Genomic DNA, 21,487 nt, shown 5'->3' with positions numbered 1-21,487 from the left:
TTCCTGGATTGTGGTTTTCATCCGCTTGATGAACACCATTTTTTCCTCGGCCTTCTTGGATTGTGGTGTTCATTTGCTTGGTGAACACCATTTTTTTCTCGGTCTTCTTGGATTGTGGCTTTCATCTGCTTGATGAACACCATTTTTTCCTCGGCCTTCTTGGATTGTGGTGTTCATTTGCTGGTGAACACCATTTTTTTCTCGGTCTTCCTGAATTGTGGCTTTCATCCCCTTGATGAACACCATTTTTTCCTCGGTCTTCCTGCATTGTGGTGTTCATTTGCTTGATGAACACCACTTTTTCCTCTTCCTTCCTGGATTGTGGTTTTCATCCGCTTGATGAACACCATTTTTTCCTCGGTCTCCCAGTATTCGGTTTTCATCCTCTCCATGAACGCCACTTTCCCCTCAGCCTCCCCGGATTGTGGTTTTCATCCCCTCCATGAACACCACTTTTCCCTTCTCTCTCACAAATTGTGACTTCCCCCCCCCTCCAGCAGCGTCATCTCGCCCGCCCCTTCATCTATCAGGTAAAATACCATCCACCTTCCTCCCAAATAAAAAAGCTACATCGACTTATTCGATGTAGCCAAACTCCACGTAATTTTTATTTCAATATAAGTACATCAAATTGCTTTAATTCCACAGCTTCCTTCACCACTTCTCCAGTTAGTAGATTAACTTTGCCAACCAGATCTTTCGGTAATAGCTGCTTGTTTACCTGTTGGTTAATGACAAAATAAAACGAAGCTTCGTCTGTATCTCTTTTGGTAATTTCCAAGCCCTCTCCGTGCGAACAAATCGGCTTTGCCTCTGTTCCTTCTATCACTTGGTTCAATAAATGAGTAAGGCCGTCCTCTTCTACCTGTGTACCAACATACCATACAGTCCCTTTTCCATAAGTGTTTTTTGTAATAGCTGGTGTATTTCCGTAAAAATCTTCTTTATAAAAAGCAACGGTCTCTGCTCCTTCTAGATGAATAATGTCACATAGCAGCTGACAGACATAGACATTACCATCCACAAATTCAACCCCGTTCTTTTGTTCTGGGGCTAATGCGTCAATTTCCTCGACCCAGATTCCTGCTATTTCTCTTAATGGCCCTGGGTAACCGCCAAGATAGACATTATCTGATTCGTTAACTATTCCACTCATAAAAGTAGTAACCAAATGTCCGCCATTTTCCACAAATGCGGTGATTCGCTCTGCCAGCCCAGCTTTCATCATATAAAGAACTGGGGTAACGACCACGTCATACTTAGAAAGGTCACTATCAACCGATATCATATCAACTGAAATATTCTTTGTATAAAAGTATTGATAGTATTGATGAATTTGATCAACATATTTTAAATCTTTATTTGGTCCACTCGTATACTCAAGTGCCCAATAGTTTTCCCAGTCAAAAATGATACCAACCTTACTATGAATGGTAGAGCCTAAAAATTCATCCCCTAATTTCTGTAATTCATTCCCAAGTTCCCTTACCTCGCGAAACACTCTTGTATTTTCATGGCCGACATGCTCAATAACAGCACCATGAAATTTCTCGCATGCTCCGACGGAACGACGCAGCTGGAAAAATTGAATCGTATCTGCTCCATGTGCTAACGTCTGGTAACTTTGTGCCCGCATTATTCCAGGTCGCTTTAAGGAATTATAAGGCTGCCAGTTTTGCTGGCTAGGGGTTTGTTCCATTAACATGAACGGCTGCCCATCTTTAAGCCCGCGCATTAAATCATGACACATCGCTGTGTAGCTCAATGGTGTATTATAGCTTGGATAATTATCCCATGAAACGAGATCCATTTCTTTTGCCCATTTAAAGTAATCTAAATTTTTATAAGTGCCCATTAAATTTGTGGTGATGGGCGTATCGGCATCATATTTTCGTATAGCATCCCGTTCCATCTTGTAATTTTCCAGCATACTATCGGAATTAAAGCGGCGGTAATCGATAGATATTCCAGCAAATGCGGTTTTATCACTGCCAATTCCTTCACTTAGTGCATTCGGAAGAACGATTTCATCCCACGCATAGATGGTATGACCCCAAAATTCCAAATTCCATGCTTGGTTCAATGCTTCAATCGTTTGATATCGTTTTTTCAGCCACACTCGAAATGCCTTTTCACAGTTTTCACAGTAACACTCGCCGCCATATTCATTGTTAATATGCCAACAAGTAACATATGGATTATCTCCGTATCTTTCTGCTAATTTCCCCGCTAGTTTACTTGCATACTTTTGGTAAACGAGACTATTTGGGCAGGCATTATGTCTCTGTCCAAATTTATGGTGTCTGCCCTCATAATCTGTTCGAGCTACTTCAGGATATTTTTTTACCATCCATGCTGGTAACGAAGCTGTCGACGTAGCCAGGATGATGTCATATTTATCCTTGCTCAGCATTTCAACTATGTCATCTAGCTCCTCAAAGTAGTATTCATCTTCAGAAGGTTGAATTTTTGCCCATGAAAAAACATTAATCGTCGCTGAATTAATACCCGCCTTTTTAAATATCCGCATATCCTCTTCCCAAATATCTTTTGGCCATTGATTCGGATTATAATCTCCTCCATATAAAATACGGTTAAAGACTTTTTTCGCCATCTTCATCCCTCCACCTTTTTTTATACATTCATTATAGATAGGCAAATAAAGAAAAAGTATAATAAGAGTAACTAGTTTATATAAAAATATGAACCTAATGTAAGGGGATATATAAATGGAAGTACATTTTAATTTATTAGATGGTTCTAACCCCTTTTCCATCGAAAGCATCGGCTATCAGTGGGAGCAAGAAATGATTATGCGAGCGGATGGCTATCCGTATTACCATTGGTTACAAACGGAAAAGGGGTTAGGGGAGGTCACTATTGAAAATGAAAAAATCCGCTTAAGACCTTCAGAAGGAATTCTGATTGCACCATTTGTTTCACATTACTATGAGGCTATTTCCGCCAATGGCTGGCAAACAAATTTTTTAACGATTAACGGTAGTTTTTCTCCAAATATAGCAGATATCCTTGGAGCTGCTCCCTACTATCTTGCCAACGATTGCCCAGATTTTTCTTACAGTGATTGGACGAGAAGAATGTTGTCCCGTATAAAAAACGAAAACCAAAATAGCCAGCAGCAGCAGCTTTCCATTGATGTGTATACCTTCTTATTAAATATACGAGACCATGGCTTACATAGAACCGTCCATACCAATGATTTATATCAGCAATATATTTGGCCAAGTATCCAATGGATTGAAACAAACTATGTAGAGAAATGTGATATTGCCGATATCGCAAAGAGACTCTATATCTCCCCACAATATTTGAATAAGCTTTTTCGACGCTTTGTCGGTGTTTCTGTCTATCAATATGTCCTTGCATACAGAATAAAAAAGGCAAAAGAAATCTTAGTTACCAATAGAGATATAAAAATCAAGGACATTACGTTCTTAACTGGCTTCAATGACACCAGTCATTTTGTTGCCACCTTTAAAAAGGAAACGGGGTTTACACCGAAAGAATTTCGTTCGTTTTATTAAAGAAGCTCCTCCCTATCATAGGGAGGAGCTGTACATTGTCAAAAGAACTTCTTTTTCCAAAAGACTAGAGCGGTTATTCCTGATAATAGGAAGGAAATCATAATTGCAATGGTGAAAGAATAGGACATATCCTGAAATGGAATATGCACATTCATTCCGTAAAAGCTCGCAACCATTGTTGGTAAGGATAAAATAATCGTGAAGGATGTGAGAAACTTCATGACCATATTAACATTATTGGAAATAACCGAAGCAAAGGCATCCATCATCCCACTTAAAATCGACATATGGGTTTCAGCCATCTCAATTGCTTGCTGATTCTCTATGATAACATCCTCTAACAATTCTTGATCATCTTCATACATTTTCAAATAATTACTTTTGAGCATTTTTTGCATAACAATATTATTCGATTTTAAAGAAGTCGTAAAGTACACTAAACTTTTTTCGATGTTAAGCAAAGAGAAAAGCTCTTTATTTTTCATGGACTGCTGTAGTTCTTTTTCAATGCTATCTGTCTTCTTGCTGATTTGCTTTAAATATTTTAAATAAGCTGTCGCCATACTATACAGTATTTGCAAGGAAAAACGAGTTTTTTTGTACGTAAAAAAGCTCTTCATTCTCCCTTCAGAAAATTGTTGAAAAATAGGATTATCCTTTAAGCAGACAGTAATAAAGCAATTCTTGGAAATAATCATTCCTAATGGAATGGTGTCATAAATTTGTGTCTTTTTTTCATCAAACGAAACGAGCGGAAGATTGACAATGATCAATATATTCTCCCCATCTTTTTCAATTCTTGAACGCTCTTCTTCATCCAATGGATCTTTCATAAACGCTAATGGAATATCTAAACCTGTTGCAATTTCTGTTATCTCATGCTCTGTTGGTGCTATTAAATTGATCCAGCAGCCATTGACTATTTTATCTGTTTCCTGCAACATTCCATCTTCATTTGAAATATAAATTTTTCTCATGCTTTTACCTCCTCTTGTTGTAGAGGAAGTCAACATTCTCTGCCAAATAAAGTTGAATCTTTATCAGTATTCAAACTTCTAAAGGAAGGGCTATATATGACTTCCTCTTTCATGGCCGTGGGTTCTGGTTCAGGTTCCATACACTTTCGAGTACTCATAAAAATTCAACTCCTTGCTTGTAATCTTTAAACCTCTTACATACTACTTTATAATTTATTGATTGTAAACCGATAAAGATTAAATTTCTCTCGTTCTCCTTATACCTTACATAAATAGACACTATCTCTGCAATATTGCTGAGAATACAGGTAGTATTTCTTCCCCTTCCCCTATTACAGCAATATTGCATTTTTGTTTATCAAAGCAAGAATCCATTATTTTGGCGTATTATTCTCCCTGCAGCAACTCTTCCACAGAAGGACTATTTAATTTATTTCTTAATACATATAGTATTGCTGCGCCTACTATGAATGTAATACTATCTGCTAAAAACAGGGACCAAACGACACCATGAAAACCAAAAGTGAAATTAGCAAAAAACAAAATAGGAATTAACACCAATCCTTGCACAAAGGCCATAACAAAGGCAGCAGTTCCCTGACCAGTCGCCTGAAACATCCCAATAATTAAAAACGTAAATCCAGATAAAAACATAGATAAGAACGTTACTTTTAAGATATAGCTTCCTACAGTAATTAATGCGATATCATTAGTAAATAAACCGATAAGGTTGCTGGATGCAAAAAAGATGATTAATCCAAAAAGAACGGCCATTCCTAGTATAAGCTTACTCGTAAACGACACAACTTTTTTCATCCGCTTTCTATCTGCTGTAAAGGAATAAGCTATTAACGGCACTACACCCTCACAAACTCCCATGATGAAAAACTCTGGAAACTGTTGTAATCTTGAGGAAATTCCATAAGCAGCAACAGCTTTATCTCCATATATCATCATAAAGTGATTAAAGAAGAGGGCTGTAACTCCCATAAAAACATTCATCAAAAATACCGGAACCCCAATCGTTAAAATATGCTTAAGGATAGTTTTTTCGAATGAAAAATCCCGAAAAGATAAGGTAAGGAATTTGCTCTTTTTTCCCATATAATAACTAAAATAAATACAAGCCATAATATTTGAGAGAATGGTTGCTGCTGCGACCCCCATAATTCCTAGCTTTAAAACAAAAATAAACAATAAATCAAGTACAATATTTATGGCTACACTAAGTATCATTCCAATCATGGAAACATTTGCCGCACCTTCTGATCGAACTAATTGTTCCATAGTAAAAAATAAAATAATAAACGGTGAACCAATAATTAACATCATTACGTATTGTTTTGTATACTCAAAGGAATGGAGGCTACTACCCAATAATGAAACAATCGAATCTATAAATGGAAGTGTAGCTATAATGATTAATAAACCTAATAAAATAGAACTGTAAATAGAAAACGAAGATACTTGTTTTACTCTATAATAATTTTTTTCACCAAGAAGCCTTGATATATAGGTACCTCCTCCCATTCCTATTAAATTTCCAAAAGCCATGATTAAAGCAAAGACTGGAAGTGCTAGTGTAATAGCTGTAAGCATCGCAGTGTCCTGTAAAAAGCCAATAAAATAAGCATTTAAAATCGAATAAACTACTGTCATTGACATACCAAGCATCATCGGAATAGCAAAATGGGCAACTGCTTTAGTAATTGGTGCTTTTTCAAAATAATAAAGATTTTCTTTTTCCATATTATCACTACTTTCTTTTTATTTAGTTAGAAATCTAACTAAATAATTAGACTTCTAACTATTTAGTTGTAATAAACAGACTTCATTCATTGAACCGTACTTAATCTAAATGTATTGAAAACGAAAAACAATTCAGTTCATATACTTAGAACTCTAACTATATACGGTGATATCCCCTGTAAGATATCACTTTGCTAAAGCTGTTTGTCTACATTTACATTCATTCGTTCTAAAAAATGAAATAGCTGCTTTTTCTCTTCATCACTAAAACCCTCAACCAGCATATTCTCAGCATTAGCAAAAAAAACTTCAAAATCACCTACGATTTTTTTCCCTTTCTCTGAAAGAGACAATAACTTTCTACGCTCATCCTTTGGATCAATTGTACGTTTTATAAAATCTTTTTTTTCCAAATTATGAATGATACTACTGATGGAGGAACCTTTTCGATTAAACCTTGTTTCTAAATCCTTATGCGTAATCCCCTGCTCCTCATGAGCATCAATGAAACCCATAGTACGGGCCTGTTCTAATGTAATCCCATGCGCTTCCAACCTTTTATCACCACTTAGCTTAATTTTATGATTAATGGTGCGAATAAGATATTGAAAATTTACTTCAAACTCCCTCTCCTTCATTTTCATTCCTTCCTTTTTAATTACTTAGAATACTAACTAATTTACCTCACCTTCTATATAATGTCAATAAAATGCTTTTTGTGTTTGTAAAATAGCAACCGATAAACCCAAAACGGTTTCCCTCTATGGAAAACCGTTTTGGCGTCGCTTTTATACTAACTTATGGCCACAATTGGAGCAGAAATTGCCTTCCCCTGTTTTCGTTCCACAATTCGGACAAAAATTGGGCCGTTTTTTCTCTTGATTCTGGGATGCTGCTTCTGGTGTTGGTTGTGGAGCCGGCGTTTGCTGCTGATTTTGCCCCTGGCTTTGATTTTGCTTATTCATTTTATCCATCATTTGATTAGCCATATTCATTCCCATCATCATGCCAGCCATATCAGACGCTGCACCCCCGCCTGACATTTTCCCATTAGCCATGCCATCAATCAGCGAGATTTGCTGGTACTTATCTATATTGCCAACCATTCCGTGTGAGGCATTTTTATTAATCATATCCTGTACTTCTTTTGGATAGCTGAAGCTCATGATCTGGAAGCCTGTAATCGCAAGCCCGCTTTCCATCATCTGGCTATTTAAATCTTCTTGAATGCCTTTGGCAATTTCAAAGGAGTTTGCTTGAAGATTGAACATATCCTTACCTGCTGTGACTATCCACTTCATTAATAATTGATCCAGTACAGAGATAATGCGAATTTTTACATCTTCTACTAAATATTGATTTTTAATCCCAGCAATTTTATCGATCAGCGATATATAATCCTTTACTTTAAACTGAAAGGTTCCGTTTGCTCTTATTGGCATTCCACCAGGAAGTCCAGCTGCTGGTATATTTATTGCGTTTTTCGTGCCCCATTTAACTGTAAATTCCTTTGTATTGACGAATAGCACTTCTACTCGCATTCCACTATTGAATCCGAATTTAAAGCCTTTTAAAGTGGATAGAAATGGGACAATTTGCGACTCAATGTCATACTCGCCCTCCTCTTGAAAAGCTCCTTCTATATTGCCATTGTTTAAAAAGATAGCATCCTGGCCTGGGCGAATAATTAATTTACTTCCCTTTTTAATTTCACGATTTTTCCATTTATAAAAAATCATATCTTCACGAAATTCTTCCCATTCCACTACATTAGCAAATTGATTACGAAAAAATGACATCCTTTTTTAGCCCCTTTCACTAAGTAAAATACTTGTTTAGAATTTTCCTCTGCTTCCACTATGGGAGTGACCACCGCCAGTAATCCCTCCACCGCCACCTGAGTTGTTTTGTGGCTTTCTTTGTTTTGTTACTGTTTTTCGAATAAAGCGATCCTGTCTATTTATAATCTTCGAATTATCCATATACGTATTGCCATCCACGGTTACTTTCCCCCCTGATTGGAAAACCATTATACTCACGATAATCCCCGCAACCACGAGCGAGGCAATCAGCTGAAAGCCCCAATGGAAGAAAAATGCTGGCATTCCACTTGCATTATTTTCCTCTCTATATTCATTTCTAGCCTCATCTATGTCGCTATAATCATAATCATTTTCTAAATTAGCCGGATCATCCACTAAATAATAAGCTGATTCATGCATAAAAGTGGAGAATGCCTCTAAGTAATCGCCGTCTGATAAAGCAGGTGTTATTTCTTCGCGGATATTATCTAGTGTTTCATTATCCAATGCATCTTCCGCTTTTTTAAAACCTGCTAAATAAATATCCCTTTGCTCCATATCAATGGCTAAGATAGCTGTATTACCATGAGGCTGGTCATAGCCTGGTGCTTCTTCATCATAATAATCGTCTACATATTGTTCGATATCTTTTCCATCTGTACCATCTAGCGTAAGAATCAATAAGGCGGTTTCGGCTTCTTCGCCTAATTCCTCTGCTAAGCTTTCCAGTTCTGTTTTTTCTGAATCTGTTAAAAGCTGGGCATCATCAAAGATATATTGCGTTTGATTTTCTGAAGCCGCACTTACTGCATTGCTTGAGAACAGAGTAAATATTGCCAAGGCAATAAATAGTAAACTACTATACTTCCTTAAAATTTTTCTCAAAAGAAGCCACCACCCATTAAGACGGAGATACCTTTTAGTGCAAGGAATGTGCCGCCAGCAATTCCGCTAAACCATAACGCTACCTTGCCTTTACTAATCGGCGGTTTTCCGACTACTTTTCCTGTCTGTCCATTCATCGCAAAAATATGCTCTTGGCTTTCGTAATCGTAACTGACCATCCATACAGGAAGCAAGACATAATCACTCCGGACCGCTTTTGTATCAATATTTCTATCCCGGTAATTTATCGTGTGATACCCAGCAAAAGTGGAATGTACAAAGGAATCAATGTAATCACTCACTTTAGCCTTTGCGCGCGGTAATAATTCTGCGTCCGTATAATTATATTTTTCAGAAATAAAGCCAGCTAGATAAGGTGTTTTAAAATCTTTTAACTGTTCATATGGAAAAGGTTCCAATTTATCCATTAATTCATCTTTCATTTTTTCAGAAGCATCAACTGGAATTTTCGCATAATCTAAATTTATCTTTCGATATGCTTCATAATACTTCGTTTCCGTATAGATATAATCACCGCTTGTATACGTCCGGACCTTTGTGCAAAGGGCAGTTACATCAACATCACTGTTTAAATCATAAAGCCAAAATGGTACATACATACCAGTAATACTTTTTATCCTGTCTGCATTCATAAATCCCTTTGGAGTTAATAGTCCCTTTCTACACCATTTTTGAAAAGCCGCCATAGCTTCTTCTTTACTGATTGTAAAAGGGATCACTTTCTTAGGAGCAAGCGCTCCTGCCAATCGGTCAGCAATAACAACGCCTGCACCGCAAAAGCTACAATTTGTTGCCGTTGTGTCTGCTTCTGTTAGTAATACTGCCCCGCAGTTGTCACAATGGTATTCCTTCACCTCATTCTCTTCAAAAGAAGCGGTCATTAAATTTTCTGGATAGCTCTCAATATTCTCTTCATTTCCACAGCTAGGGCAAGATAAACTGCCTGTATCTGCATTAAAGCTCATATCTCCCCCACAATTTGGGCATTTATAATGAAGGATCAAGTAAATCACCTCAATTTTTATCTCTTCTTATACTAATCATACCTTATTTATCCACTCGCTGCTCTGCTGCCGTGAAAAATTTCCGTTATATACATATACTGATTGAACGTTTAAAAAGTTTCATTTTCATGCTTTGTTTTATAGATGGCAAAGATGTAAACATTTAGTCGACCATAATAAAAAAGTTCCCTGTTCTAAAAGAAACAAGAAACTTTTTATCGGTTGTTATTTCTGCTAGATTAAAATCATCATGTCCCGCAATACGTTTTATAAGCAGGGTTGATCTTCACTGGAGCTATGCCGTACTCCATTTGTGCTTTTGTATATGCATACGGGTTAGAAAGCATTTGTAATAATTCTTCCATTACACTTAAATCTCCGGCTTCTGCAGCATCAAGTGCTGCTTCGACACGATGATTGCGAGGGATGACAACTGGATTATGCTTTTTCATCCGTTCACGAGCAGCTACTTCTCCCCCTTCTTGCCCTGCAATTCTTTCCTTCCAAGCTTTATGCCATTCGCTAAATGCTTGATTTTTATTTAGTTCTAATCTTTCTACTTCCCCTAGTGTTAAAGCACGGAAAGTATCTGTATAGTCCGCCCGATTATTTTGCATGATACCAAGGAGCTTCTCTATCAGCTCAGCATCTTTTTCTTCTTCCGCTGCCACTAGTCCTAATTTTCCTCTCATTCCATCAAGCCAATGCTGCTGATAAAAAGGATTAAATTGATCTAATTGTTCTTGAGCAAGCTCCACTGCTTTTTCCATATCATCATGGAATAATGGCAGGAGGCTTTCAGCAAACCTGGCCAGATTCCACCCTGCTATTTTCGGCTGATTTCCATATGCATACCGACCTTGAACATCAATCGAGCTAAAAACAGTATCTAAATGGAAGCTATCCATAAACGCACATGGTCCATAGTCAATCGTCTCGCCACTAATCGTCATATTATCTGTGTTCATAACACCATGAATAAACCCAACTAATTGCCATTTTGCAATTAATGCAGCCTGCCGCTTCATTACTTCTCTAAACATTTCAACATACGGATTCCCATCTTTCTTAATCGTTGAGAAATGCCGTTCCATAGCATAATCCGCAAGTGCTTTAAGATCCTGCTTCGACTCAAGAGCAGCTGCATATTGAAAAGTTCCTACGCGAAGATGGCTTGCTGCTACTCTTGTTAAGACAGCTCCTGGCAAATTCATTTCACGGACAATCGTCTCGCCAGTAGCTACAACCGCTAAGCTTCTAGTAGTTGGAATGCCAAGCCCATGCATCGCTTCACTAATGATATACTCCCTTAGCATTGGCTTAAGCGCTGCTCTCCCGTCGCCACCGCGCGAATAGGGAGTTCGGCCAGAGCCTTTTAATTGAATATCGAATCGTTCACCTGATGGGGTGATCTGCTCTCCGATTAACATCGCCCTTCCATCACCCAGCATGGTCGGGTGGCCAAATTGATGGCTCGCATATGCTTGGGCAAGAGGAAAGCCTCCTTCTGGAACCTCATTCCCGCTTAATACATCTATTATCTCAGGGTGCTGCAATTGCTCCCCATTTAATCCAAGAGTCTTAGCTAAATCCTCATTAAGTTTCACTAAGCTTGGGGAAATGACTGGATTTACTGTCATCTTAGAATAAAATATTTCGGGAAGACGAGCATAGCTATTATCAAAATTCCAGCCAGCATCTGTTTTTGTCTCTTTATTACTCATATTAGCTCCCTTCCATTCCTTTTTGATATTTCTATTATACCCTTTTCACCGTGGGGAACATGCAATAACATTTTGCAAAAAACAATTCTATATAAAGAAAACAGCTTTCCTTTAGTTGAAAGCTGTCTTCCCTCTGCTATAAAACCAGTTATTCTGCCAATACTTTATGTTGATTTTCCTTTTTCTTTTGGACTTTATTTTGATACATATGATTATCCGCTTCTGTAAATAAGGCTGTCATTTTTCCAAGAGAGCTTTGACCAAACGCATAGCCAATCGACATTCTCACCATATTTTCTTCTACACATTTTCCCTTATCACTTAATCCCATCGTCATCCTCTTGTATAACTCTTCTATTTCATCTTGTTTCATTCCTAGGATTAATAAGACAAATTCATCCCCGCCGATTCTTGAGACCGTAATATAAGGAGAAGAAAAAGTGTTTAATAATTTTCCAGCTGCTTTGATTAAATCATCGCCTTGTTTATGACCATACTTATCATTAACTTGTTTTAATTCGTCTAAATCACATAGGATAATGGCAATTACTTCATCTATTTTCGTATCGAATTCTTCCATCTTTTGTTCAAAGTAAAAACGATTATATACTTCTGTTAATGCATCATGAATCAGCTGATGTTCCAAATTCTCGCGTAGCCTTACTTTCTCGTCGATATTGCGAATGATTCCATGAATCGCTACAAGCTCTCCATGCTCATAAATAGGTGTCGCATATTCCTCAAACCATTTATAAGAACCGTCTGAACATCTCATTCGTTGAACCAATGGCTGACTATAATCAATTGCGCCATGAAGTTTTTTGTACATAATGTCATAATCCTCGGGGTAAATTATGTCTAAAGGGGCATACGGATTTCGATAGAATTCCTTGACCATGCCATCCCCTAATACAGCATCAGCAGAAGGACTAATATACGAATGTCTCATTTGCGGCTTCACTTCATATCGATAAACGATGTCCTTTGAGCTTTCCACTAGGCGGAACATAATATCTTCTTTTTGTATTTTCGCTTTCCACTTATTATATTTACGCTTATCATTTTTTTTCCAAAAGAAAATACCTATCATTACTCCGCAGCAAAAATATAATATCCCCATTTTTCTCCTCACCTTACCATTAGTGAGACTATCATCGACATATTACAGCTATCCAAATAATAGAAAAAAGCTAATCTTCGACCGATTAGCCCTTCTTTATCAAGATAAATCGGTAACTGGCTGACTTAATCTCCAAGATCTTAGTCCCTATAGCTTTGCGTCTTCACCTTTCGATGAATTTGCCTTTATCATTTTATTATATTTAAATAATGAAAATACTCTATTTCCTTTTTCTAGTTTCTATTACAAATTTTATAGGAAAATAGACAGATACACAAGAGAAAGAAAGGACTTTTATCACAATTTTTACCAAACTTCTGAAAAATGAAAAAGAAATCGATTTTAAAAAAAAATTCACAAAATCTCCATTTTTCTTTCATGATTTTTTGCTCTTTTTTGTTATCTTTATACATAAGCAGTCAAACTTGAAAGGGAGAATGCGATTAATATGAAAAAAACTAAACTTATCATTCCGATATTTATTACCATACTATTTGCTGTAACGATTCTTTTAATTATTACCCAAAATAACCGCTATGAAAAAATCGACAATAGCGATGTCAAACAACTTGTTCAAGATTATAGTTCTGGGAAGAAGTCAGCAGCTGCCGCTTCCATTACCTCTGATACATTAACGGTGAATACTCTCGACAACGAAGAGCATCTCTATCGCTTGCCCAAAGAGGAATTTTTTGTTTCTGTTGCTCCTTACTTAGTAGATACTCACCCTTGTGCCATCCATAATTTAGCTGGGTGCCGCGGGGAATTGGCAAATAAGGAATTCGCAGTATATATTGAAGATGACGTGGGGAATGTTTATGTAGATGAACTTATAACTTCTCAGCCAAACGGGTTTATCGATTTATGGCTTCCTCGCAATAAAGATTTAAAAATAACCATCTCCTATAATGGCAAAACAGCTAAATCGGATCTCGCTACTTTTAAAGATGATAATACGTGTATTACTGCTCTTCCTCTGACATAAGGATAGAAGGTATCTAGATGGACATTTAGATACCTTCTATCAAAAGAGTTATTTATATTCATAATAGTCCTGTGAATGATAGCTTCGAAATCCACAAGACTCATAAAGTTTAAGCGCTCGAGCATTTTTTGCTTCTACTTCTAAAAAGATAGGAAGGCCTTTTTCCTTTTCCATTTTTACCACTTTCGATAACGCCCTTCTGCCAATTCCTTTTCCGCGAAGCTCTGGAATAACAACAAAACCGTAAATCCATGCTTCTCCATCGGTTTCAGAAACTCTGATTTTCCCCGCTGTTTTTCCATCTACCTCAATAATCATGCGTTTATCACCAGCCTGCTCCGTTATGGTGTTAACGTAATCGCGAGCATCCTCCTCAGCTATACCAAAGCCTAAAACATCAAGCTCTATTTCTATTTCTTTATCCTGATCATAATCATATGGTCTTAAAGAAATCGCAGCATCCTCTATTAAATCTTCCTTATGCCATTTCATTTGATGTTCCGAAAAGGCATAGGAACATGGTAGCTTATCTAGAAATACTTTTGCACTCTGCGATGCAGCAGGAGCATTCAATAATATACTCGTAGCTTCTCTCTGTCTTGCTGTTTCTAAGCCTTCTTCCAGCAAAGCTGTAAAAATCCCGTTCCGGCGAAAATGTGGATGAACCATACCACACAACTCAACTTTTTTGCCAAAATAGTAGCTCCCTAAAAAGCCAACTAGTTTGCCGTCTACATAATAAAAAAAGTCCTCTTTCTTTTCTCCATTTCTATTTTCGAGCATATCAAAGTTAAGCTTTAACTCAAAACCTTCTTTTTTCTCACAAATATCCTTAAGCTCTCTAATTTCATTAATTTGTTCTTTCGACAGCATATTGATTTCTCCTCTATTTTAGGATGTCACTGCATTTTTATCTGTATTTCCTGAAAAATTTCTTATTAATGAAAGGGAATGATTTTCCTGAGACTGTTTTCCAAATTACCACATTCTCTATTTCCCTGCCATTCGGCCTCTACGACCACATACCGACAATTGCCGCTGTTTAAATAGTTATAAATAATATAAGCTTCGTCTATTTCTGCCTTATCTAACGTAGCGACAGGCAGATTCTTTCTTGAAAGATATGTACAAATCTGCCTCTTCACCACTTGCATATCAAAATGATTTGCTTCATATATTTGCCGGTACAAAATCTGATTTCGTTTAATCAGAAATAGCTTTATACGATCGTTATTTAAATGCTCGACTGCTAGAAAAAGATTTTCAACCATAAAATTTATTACTGTCTCTGTTTGCAGAATCGTCTTTATTTTGGCAATGGTATCTCTTATTTCCGCTGCTTTTTCAAAATCAAAATTACTAGAAGCTTCGCTCATTTCGGCGGACATTTCTTCTAGTATTCTAGTATCCTTTTTTTTAAATAAAGAGATAAGACGATGGATAATTTGTTGATACGTTTCTTCAGCTATTGGATTGAAGCAAATCCCTATACACTTTCCGATTGTATAATTGAGACATGGACTATTACTTCTTATCGTTTTGGAACAATCTATTTTATAAAATGATTGGATTCCTTTTATTGCATTTTCTACTGTTCTTTTACTAGTAAAAGGACCAAAATAATAATGAATATCATCCTTCTCCAATTCATTTACAATCTCCATACGGTAGGATCCCTTCTGCCATCGGAATACGATGTAGTTGTATGCCTTTGTCGCTTTCATCATCCGATTGTACATGGGCTGGATTTCTTTTATTAACTTACATTCCAGCATTAATGCCTCAAACTCTGTATCTGTGACAATAAAGTCAAAATCCTTTATATGCTTCACTAATTTCTCTATTTTACCAATCCGATTTTTCGAATGCTGAAAATATGAAGAAACTCTATTTTTTAATGTTTTGGATTTGCCAACGTAAATGATTTGTCCAGAGGAATCCTTCATCAAATACACCCCTGGAGATGCTGGTAGATTTTTTATCTTTTCTTTAAGCTCCAAGTCGATTCCTCCATTGAACCCTTTAAAAAGTAGTCAATTTAATTCCATGGTTCTTTGTATCAATCTCTACTTCTCCCCCAATGGGGAAAGTAAAGAATGGTTGGATATGACCAAAATCCACATCATATAGGACAGGGATTTGCTGCAAAAGAGGATGTTTATCTAAAATAAACAAAAGCTGCTCTTCAGTCATTTTTGAAGCTCGTTGAAATCTCCCAATTACTAATGCTTTAATTATTCCTGCTGTCTGCAGCAAGGAGGTTAAATCTCTTGCGAATGTTTCTGGAATAGTTAATTCATCATCTTCTACAAATAGAATGCTGTCTTTAAGATTAGGCATATATTCTGTTCCCTGCAGTAAATTTAAGGTACATAAATTACCACCAAACAATTGCCCTTTTGCACTCCCCTCTTGGTATACCTTCCAGCCTCCAGGTTCATATCGACGATTTTCTTGATCCAAATACCATGCATCATCTGTCCATACATCAGAAGGTTCTATGATGAACGCACTAGTTTCCATCACGCATTTCTGAAAATATTCTGTTTGGTATTCCTGCAGCTTTTCCATTTGAAAGCTAGAAAAATGTGGACCAGAATAGGTAATAAAATCAGCCTTGGTTGTAATTGCAGCTGCTAAAGCGGTAATATCACTATACCCACAAAGTATCTTCGGGTTAGCTTTTATTAAATCAAAATCTAAATAAGGCAACAGCTCGTTGCTGTTAAATCCGCCAATTACCGTTAATATTCCTTTTACATTTTGATCCCGAAAAGCATCATGAATGTCTTCCACCCGATGCTCAATCGTGGAGGAGAATTGTAAGTCCGATTCAAAAATGTGCTTCCCAAACGTCACAATAAATCCAAGATTCTCTAATCTTTTCTTTGCTTGCTCTATTCCCTCTTCTGATAAAATTGCTGCACTTCGACTAGGGGCAATCACTCTAATTTCATCACCCTTTTGTAGCTTAGCAGGTATCCTCATGGCTATTCCTCCTCTTTCTTCTTATTAAAGCATAAATAATCACATATTTCTGTAACTTTAAGTTGAAACAATACGTATAATTAACACAAGAAAATTGCTTCTTATTTAAAAAGGAGGAAGATCTATGTTTATGTTTTTTTTCATCATCGGTATCATTTCGATCTTCATTGCGGTGACGATGGTCGGAGCATGGCCAGATGGCAGGCAGCACAGAAATCATCAGTGACGATGGTCGGAGCATGGCCAGATGGCAGGCAGCACAGAAATCATCATTTTACAGAAACCGAACAAGATCGCACATTAAACGCAAAAATTTCCATAATAGCCTTTCTAATTGGGGGAGTATCATTAGCAATAGCTGGAATAATTAATTATTTTACAAATTAAAAGGGGAATAATCCCCTATAGCTCCTTTATTTGCTTTGTTAATTCCAGAAACTTTCTATCTAATTCCGCATATTCCTTATCCTTCGGTGTCATAAAGCTTAATTTTCCTAATACTTCTTGTCTTTCTGTCTCCAGCTTTAGCCGTAATTCTTCTTTATTATCTCTATCCCGTTTTGGAGACTCCGTCCATTGCCTTTGAATCGTTCCATCGCCTATGATTAGTTTACTTGTCGTTGTTTGCTCTAGAAAATAACGGTCATGCGAAACAATAATAAGCGTTCCATTATACTGGGATAGCGTTTTTTCTAATTGTTCCCGGGAAGGTAAATCCAGATGGTTTGTTGGTTCATCGAGTATGAGCACATCTTTTTCTTCTAAAATATAAGCCATTAATTTGCATTTTACCCGTTCTCCCATGCTCATATTTTTTATTGGTTCCTTCCATTGAGAAGCCATAAATCCTAAATGTTTCATCAGTGTTTGTACTTTTCCTCTTTCTTCAAATGTTTCTTTGAAAAACAGCTGTTCCGGTGTTTCCTCTAAAGGAAGATCGAATACTTCCTGTGTTAAATAACCGATAGTGGCTGTCGGTGAAATCCAAACTTCTCCATCGGCCTTTTCTTTTCCTAAAATAATATTTAACAAGGTTGTTTTCCCACTTCCATTAGGTCCCATAATCGCAACCTTTTCCCCATGCTGAATCGTTACATTCACCTTTTTAAACAACAATTTAGCGTCAAACGCTTTCGATAAATCTTTGATTTCCAAAAAGCGTTTCCCCTTCTTTTTATTCGCTTCAATCGAAAAAGCTACCGTATACTCTTCGTCTAAACGTTCCACTTTATTTTTTTCCAGCTCTTTTTCTAACCGTTTTTGCTTTGATTTGACTTGAGCATCCATTCGTTTGGCCTTTGTGCGGTAATATTCTTTTGGGAATTCTTGTTTGGTTGATTGGGCATGCGCTTTCTGAGACCAAGAGGTGAGCTCCTTCATTTGTCCTTCCACTTGTTTAATCTTCTTCTGCTGTTTATCATACTCCCGCTGCTGGGATAATCTCTTTTGCTCACGTGCCTCCATATAGCTCGTATAATTCCCTTTATATTCGATAAGCTGTTTATTTTCAAGTGACCAGATTTTTGTTGTAACTTTATCCAAGAAATAGCGGTCATGGGAAACGATTATAATGGTTCCTTTATATGCTGTTATTTGGTCGAGCAGCAGTGCCATACTTTGTTCATCTAAGTGATTGGTTGGTTCGTCTAATAGTAATAAATCAGCATCGTGGGCAAAGCCTTTAACGAGACGTGCTTTTAATTTTTCCCCGCCACTCATTACTCGGAAGTCCTTTGTCGGCACCTGCCATTTCTCTAATAGCTTCGATTCCAAAAAAGTTTCTTTCTGTAAGTCGTAGTTTTCGGTTTCCTGTTCGACCATTTTTACCAATAAGTCTTCCTTTACCGACTTGATATGTCCATCTGTAGGGACAATTTCTTTATTTATTAACTGCAGTAAAGTAGATTTTCCTGCACCATTTTTACCAATAATCCCAATAACTTCTCCTTGCTGTACACTTGCATTTATATTTGTAAAAATAGTAGTATCCAGCACTTCATATCCGATATTAACTAACTTTAAAAGTTCTTGCATTTTATCAAACCCTTTCAGAAGGGAGAAAAAAATCCTCCCAAATTTTCTCTGGAAGGATTAGCCGTACCTAATTATTTGCTCATTCACAACATACATAACCGATATACAAAAAGCGTGCATATCGACCAATCATTGTGCACATACCATTAGAGATATGCTTTGAAAAAGCGATTTATGGAAATGGGCAGACTAATCCTATTTTTTGTTCCATTTGAAATGTATTTCATTCAAATTTTGGAAAAATAAGATTAGTTCTTCATCGTTCACCCATCATCCCTTTCGTTATAAGTAACTCTAGTATAACATACTTGCTATTATGTATTCCACCCTCTTAAAAATAATTGGTAAATTTTCTCTTTATATTCCTATCTGTACAAGATCAAAATTGTTTAGTATTATTTTAATTATGTTTTGTTAGGTAATCTAACATGTTATACCAGAACTTTATAACTTTAGAAAAACGAAAAGGAGTTGTACGAATGAAAGAAAAGAAAAGGATGTCTAAATTAGTTTTATTCTTCGTAGTTATCTTAACTATGCTGAATATTATTTCTCCTATATCAAAAGCAGAAGCAAAGGAGAAAGTATATCAGATTGCAACAGATATTACATTTGCGCCATTTGAATTTCAGGATGTAAATGGGGACTTCGTCGGAATCGATATGGATTTAATGGCTGCTATTGCGAAAGATCAAGGTTTCAAATATGAAATGAAGCCACTTGGATTTAACGCAGCTGTTCAAGCACTTGAATCAAAACAAGTGGATGCTGTTATTGCCGGGATGAGCATTACAGATGAACGACAAATGAAATTCGATTTCTCGGAACCCTATTTTGATTCTGGTATCATTATGGCCGTCGACAGCGATAATGATAAAGTCTCCTCCTATAAAGACTTAAAAGGTCAAAAGGTTGCTGTTAAAACAGGAACAGAGGGGGCAAGCTTTGCAGAAAGCATCAAAGACAAATATGGTTTTTCCATCGTAACATTTGATGATTCTGCTAATATGTACGAAGAAGTAAGAACTGGAAATTCCGTAGCTGTATTTGATGATTATCCAGTATTAGCATATGGAATCAAGCAAGGAAATGGCCTTAAAATTGTGACAGATAAAGAAGCAGGAGCCTCTTATGGATTCGCTGTTTCTAAAGGACAAAATACAGAGCTTCTTGAAATGTTTAACACTGGATTAGCCAATTTAAAGGCATCTGGAGAATATCAAGAAATATTAGATAAATACTTAGAAACTGGATCAGATGAAGAAGCTAAGAGTGGCTTTTTTGGTTTATTAAAAGAGAGCTTCCCTAGCTTATTATCTGGTTTAAAAATGACACTTATCTTAACAGTCGTTTCTCTATTAATTGCAACTGTACTAGGAATTATCTTTGGACTATTACGTATTGCCAAAAGTAAAATTTTACGAACAATTGCTGGTATATACATCGATATTTTCCGAGGAACACCATTAATCGTTCAAGCATTCTTTATTTACTTCGGAATTCCAGCAGCTCTTGACTTCCGAATTACAGCTGTTGCTGCCGGTCTTATTACATTAAGTTTAAATGCTGGTGCTTACATGGCTGAAATTGTTCGCGGAGGCATTCAATCGGTTGATAAAGGACAGATGGAGGCTGCTCGCAGTCTAGGACTTCCTTATGGAAAAGCAATGAGAAAGGTAGTGCTTCCACAGGCTATCCAATTAATGATTCCAGCATTTATTAACCAATTTGTTATTACACTAAAAGATACGTCTATTCTTTCCATTATCGGTATTAACGAATTGACACAAAGCGGAAAAATTATTATTGCAAGAAACTTAGAATCATTCCAAATGTGGCTGATCGTCGGTATTATGTACTTTATCGTTATTATGATTCTAACAAAAGTATCAAATCGATTAGAAAGAAGGATTAAAAATGGCCAAGCTTAAAGTGACGAATCTGAAAAAATCATATGGTAATCTTGAAGTTTTAAAATCAATTGATTTACAGGTAACAGAGGGCGAAGTTGTTTGTTTAATTGGTCCTTCTGGCTCCGGAAAAAGTACCCTTCTTCGCTGCTTAAATATGTTAGAAGAAGTTACAAGTGGCGAAGTTGTTGTAAATGACTTTAAATTAACAGATAAGAAAAATGATATTAACAAAATCAGAGAAAATATCGGAATGGTGTTTCAGCATTTCAATCTTTTCCCGCATCTAACGGTTCTGGAAAATATCACTCTTGCTCCAGTTGATTTGAAAAAAGCAACACCACAGCAAGCGAAAGAAAAAGCCTTACAACTATTAGACCGTGTCGGCTTAAAGGATAAAGCTAATGAAAATCCTTCTAAATTATCTGGCGGTCAAAAGCAAAGGGTTGCCATTGCCCGTGCCCTTGCGATGAACCCTGATATTATGCTGTTCGATGAGCCAACAAGTGCACTTGATCCTGAAATGGTCGGAGAAGTATTAAACGTTATTAAGCAATTAGCTCAAGAAGGAATGACGATGGTAATTGTTACACATGAGATGGGCTTCGCTAGAGAAGTAGCAGACCGCGTAATCTTCATGGATAATGGCTATATCGTGGAAGAGGGTACACCACAAGAGATTTTTGGAAACCCACAAAATGAGCGTACAAAAGATTTCTTGAATAAAGTATTGTAAAGCTAAT

Annotated in this window: 19 protein-coding genes and 1 riboswitch; of the genes, 5 read left to right on the top strand and 14 right to left on the bottom strand. The window is 36.7% G+C overall.

Translation table 11 applies throughout. The annotated features are described in order from the left end of the window. Positions 1 to 69: 69 nt before the first annotated feature. Together NSQ89_RS01330 and NSQ89_RS01325 are read right to left on the bottom strand one after the other, a co-directional pair. The gene (locus tag NSQ89_RS01330) at positions 70 to 228 is read right to left on the bottom strand and encodes a hypothetical protein (protein WP_161798424.1); all 159 of its coding nucleotides are present in this window, start codon (positions 226 to 228) and stop codon (positions 70 to 72) included. 379 nt (positions 229 to 607) lie between these two features. After that, the gene (locus tag NSQ89_RS01325; protein ID WP_341132123.1) at positions 608 to 2,614 is read right to left on the bottom strand and encodes a beta-galactosidase; all 2,007 of its coding nucleotides are present in this window, start codon (positions 2,612 to 2,614) and stop codon (positions 608 to 610) included. Positions 2,615 to 2,729: 115 nt separating this feature from the next. On the opposite strand from NSQ89_RS01325, the gene NSQ89_RS01320 reads away from it, so the two are divergent. Beyond that, positions 2,730 to 3,545, top strand: a complete 816-nt coding sequence (locus NSQ89_RS01320; RefSeq protein ID WP_095259203.1) for an AraC family transcriptional regulator — start codon at positions 2,730 to 2,732, stop codon at positions 3,543 to 3,545. Positions 3,546 to 3,583: 38 nt separating this feature from the next. Here the strand turns inward: NSQ89_RS01320 and NSQ89_RS01315 are convergent, their stop codons facing one another. The 8 genes from NSQ89_RS01315 to NSQ89_RS01280 all read right to left on the bottom strand — a co-directional run bounded on the left by NSQ89_RS01315 (position 3,584) and on the right by NSQ89_RS01280 (position 12,827). Beyond that, entirely contained in the window at positions 3,584 to 4,522 is a 939-nt protein-coding gene (locus tag NSQ89_RS01315; RefSeq protein ID WP_095259202.1) for a magnesium transporter CorA family protein, read from the bottom strand. A 387-nt stretch (positions 4,523 to 4,909) separates the two neighbouring features. Further along, positions 4,910 to 6,271 carry an MATE family efflux transporter gene (locus NSQ89_RS01310; protein ID WP_341132122.1) on the bottom strand — a complete coding sequence of 454 codons (1,362 nt, stop codon included), beginning with the start codon at positions 6,269 to 6,271 and terminating at the stop codon, positions 4,910 to 4,912. A gap of 194 nt (positions 6,272 to 6,465) precedes the next feature. Next, on the bottom strand, positions 6,466 to 6,909 hold the full coding sequence (locus NSQ89_RS01305) for a MarR family transcriptional regulator (RefSeq protein ID WP_186440670.1): 444 nt from the start codon (positions 6,907 to 6,909) through the stop codon (positions 6,466 to 6,468). A 150-nt stretch (positions 6,910 to 7,059) separates the two neighbouring features. Continuing rightward, positions 7,060 to 8,070 (bottom strand): SPFH domain-containing protein, encoded by a 1,011-nt coding sequence (locus tag NSQ89_RS01300; protein ID WP_341132121.1) that lies wholly within the window; start codon positions 8,068 to 8,070, stop codon positions 7,060 to 7,062. Positions 8,071 to 8,106: 36 nt separating this feature from the next. After that, the gene (locus tag NSQ89_RS01295; protein WP_341132120.1) at positions 8,107 to 8,958 is read right to left on the bottom strand and encodes a TPM domain-containing protein; all 852 of its coding nucleotides are present in this window, start codon (positions 8,956 to 8,958) and stop codon (positions 8,107 to 8,109) included. Beyond that, entirely contained in the window at positions 8,955 to 9,983 is a 1,029-nt protein-coding gene (locus NSQ89_RS01290) for a TFIIB-type zinc ribbon-containing protein (protein WP_141231687.1), read from the bottom strand. The genes NSQ89_RS01295 and NSQ89_RS01290 overlap by 4 nt, the downstream gene beginning before the upstream one ends. Before the next feature lie 248 nt (positions 9,984 to 10,231). Then, a complete protein-coding gene (locus tag NSQ89_RS01285) occupies positions 10,232 to 11,707 on the bottom strand; it encodes a protein adenylyltransferase SelO (protein ID WP_341132119.1) in 1,476 nt (491 codons plus the stop codon). Positions 11,708 to 11,855: 148 nt separating this feature from the next. Further along, complete coding sequence (locus tag NSQ89_RS01280; protein WP_341132118.1) at positions 11,856 to 12,827, bottom strand: sensor domain-containing diguanylate cyclase; 972 nt, start codon at positions 12,825 to 12,827, stop codon at positions 11,856 to 11,858. Between the two features lie 108 nt (positions 12,828 to 12,935). After that, a riboswitch (cyclic di-GMP riboswitch) is annotated at positions 12,936 to 13,021 on the bottom strand. A gap of 254 nt (positions 13,022 to 13,275) precedes the next feature. On the opposite strand from NSQ89_RS01280, the gene NSQ89_RS01275 reads away from it, so the two are divergent. Then, positions 13,276 to 13,812 carry a CueP family metal-binding protein gene (locus tag NSQ89_RS01275; protein ID WP_095259194.1) on the top strand — a complete coding sequence of 179 codons (537 nt, stop codon included), beginning with the start codon at positions 13,276 to 13,278 and terminating at the stop codon, positions 13,810 to 13,812. 48 nt (positions 13,813 to 13,860) lie between these two features. Here the strand turns inward: NSQ89_RS01275 and NSQ89_RS01270 are convergent, their stop codons facing one another. The 3 genes from NSQ89_RS01270 to NSQ89_RS01260 all read right to left on the bottom strand — a co-directional run bounded on the left by NSQ89_RS01270 (position 13,861) and on the right by NSQ89_RS01260 (position 16,800). Then, positions 13,861 to 14,685, bottom strand: a complete 825-nt coding sequence (locus NSQ89_RS01270; protein WP_047941648.1) for a GNAT family N-acetyltransferase — start codon at positions 14,683 to 14,685, stop codon at positions 13,861 to 13,863. Between the two features lie 65 nt (positions 14,686 to 14,750). Beyond that, on the bottom strand, positions 14,751 to 15,812 hold the full coding sequence (locus tag NSQ89_RS01265; protein WP_341132117.1) for a UvrB/UvrC motif-containing protein: 1,062 nt from the start codon (positions 15,810 to 15,812) through the stop codon (positions 14,751 to 14,753). Positions 15,813 to 15,834: 22 nt separating this feature from the next. Continuing rightward, positions 15,835 to 16,800, bottom strand: a complete 966-nt coding sequence (locus tag NSQ89_RS01260; protein WP_095259192.1) for a S66 family peptidase — start codon at positions 16,798 to 16,800, stop codon at positions 15,835 to 15,837. Positions 16,801 to 16,989: 189 nt separating this feature from the next. Between NSQ89_RS01260 and NSQ89_RS01255 the strand changes: the two genes are divergently transcribed. Beyond that, on the top strand, positions 16,990 to 17,187 hold the full coding sequence (locus tag NSQ89_RS01255; RefSeq protein WP_341132116.1) for a hypothetical protein: 198 nt from the start codon (positions 16,990 to 16,992) through the stop codon (positions 17,185 to 17,187). 15 nt (positions 17,188 to 17,202) lie between these two features. Here the strand turns inward: NSQ89_RS01255 and abc-f are convergent, their stop codons facing one another. After that, positions 17,203 to 18,834, bottom strand: coding sequence for a ribosomal protection-like ABC-F family protein (abc-f, locus tag NSQ89_RS01250; protein WP_095259191.1), 1,632 nt, complete (start codon positions 18,832 to 18,834; stop codon positions 17,203 to 17,205). 536 nt (positions 18,835 to 19,370) lie between these two features. Between abc-f and NSQ89_RS01245 the strand changes: the two genes are divergently transcribed. Both NSQ89_RS01245 and NSQ89_RS01240 read left to right on the top strand, forming a co-directional pair. Continuing rightward, positions 19,371 to 20,765: an amino acid ABC transporter substrate-binding protein/permease gene (locus NSQ89_RS01245; RefSeq protein ID WP_082138302.1), complete on the top strand. Its 1,395-nt coding sequence runs from the start codon at positions 19,371 to 19,373 to the stop codon at positions 20,763 to 20,765. Beyond that, positions 20,752 to 21,480, top strand: a complete 729-nt coding sequence (locus tag NSQ89_RS01240; RefSeq protein WP_047941654.1) for an amino acid ABC transporter ATP-binding protein — start codon at positions 20,752 to 20,754, stop codon at positions 21,478 to 21,480. Before NSQ89_RS01245 ends, NSQ89_RS01240 begins: the two co-directional genes overlap by 14 nt. Positions 21,481 to 21,487 lie beyond the last annotated feature (7 nt).

This window comes from Niallia sp. FSL R7-0648, from assembly GCF_038007005.1.
Taxonomy (GTDB): domain Bacteria; phylum Bacillota; class Bacilli; order Bacillales; family Cytobacillaceae; genus Niallia; species Niallia circulans.
The sequence above is the reverse complement of the archived record's forward strand: the minus strand, read 5'-3'. Positions and strand labels throughout refer to the sequence as shown.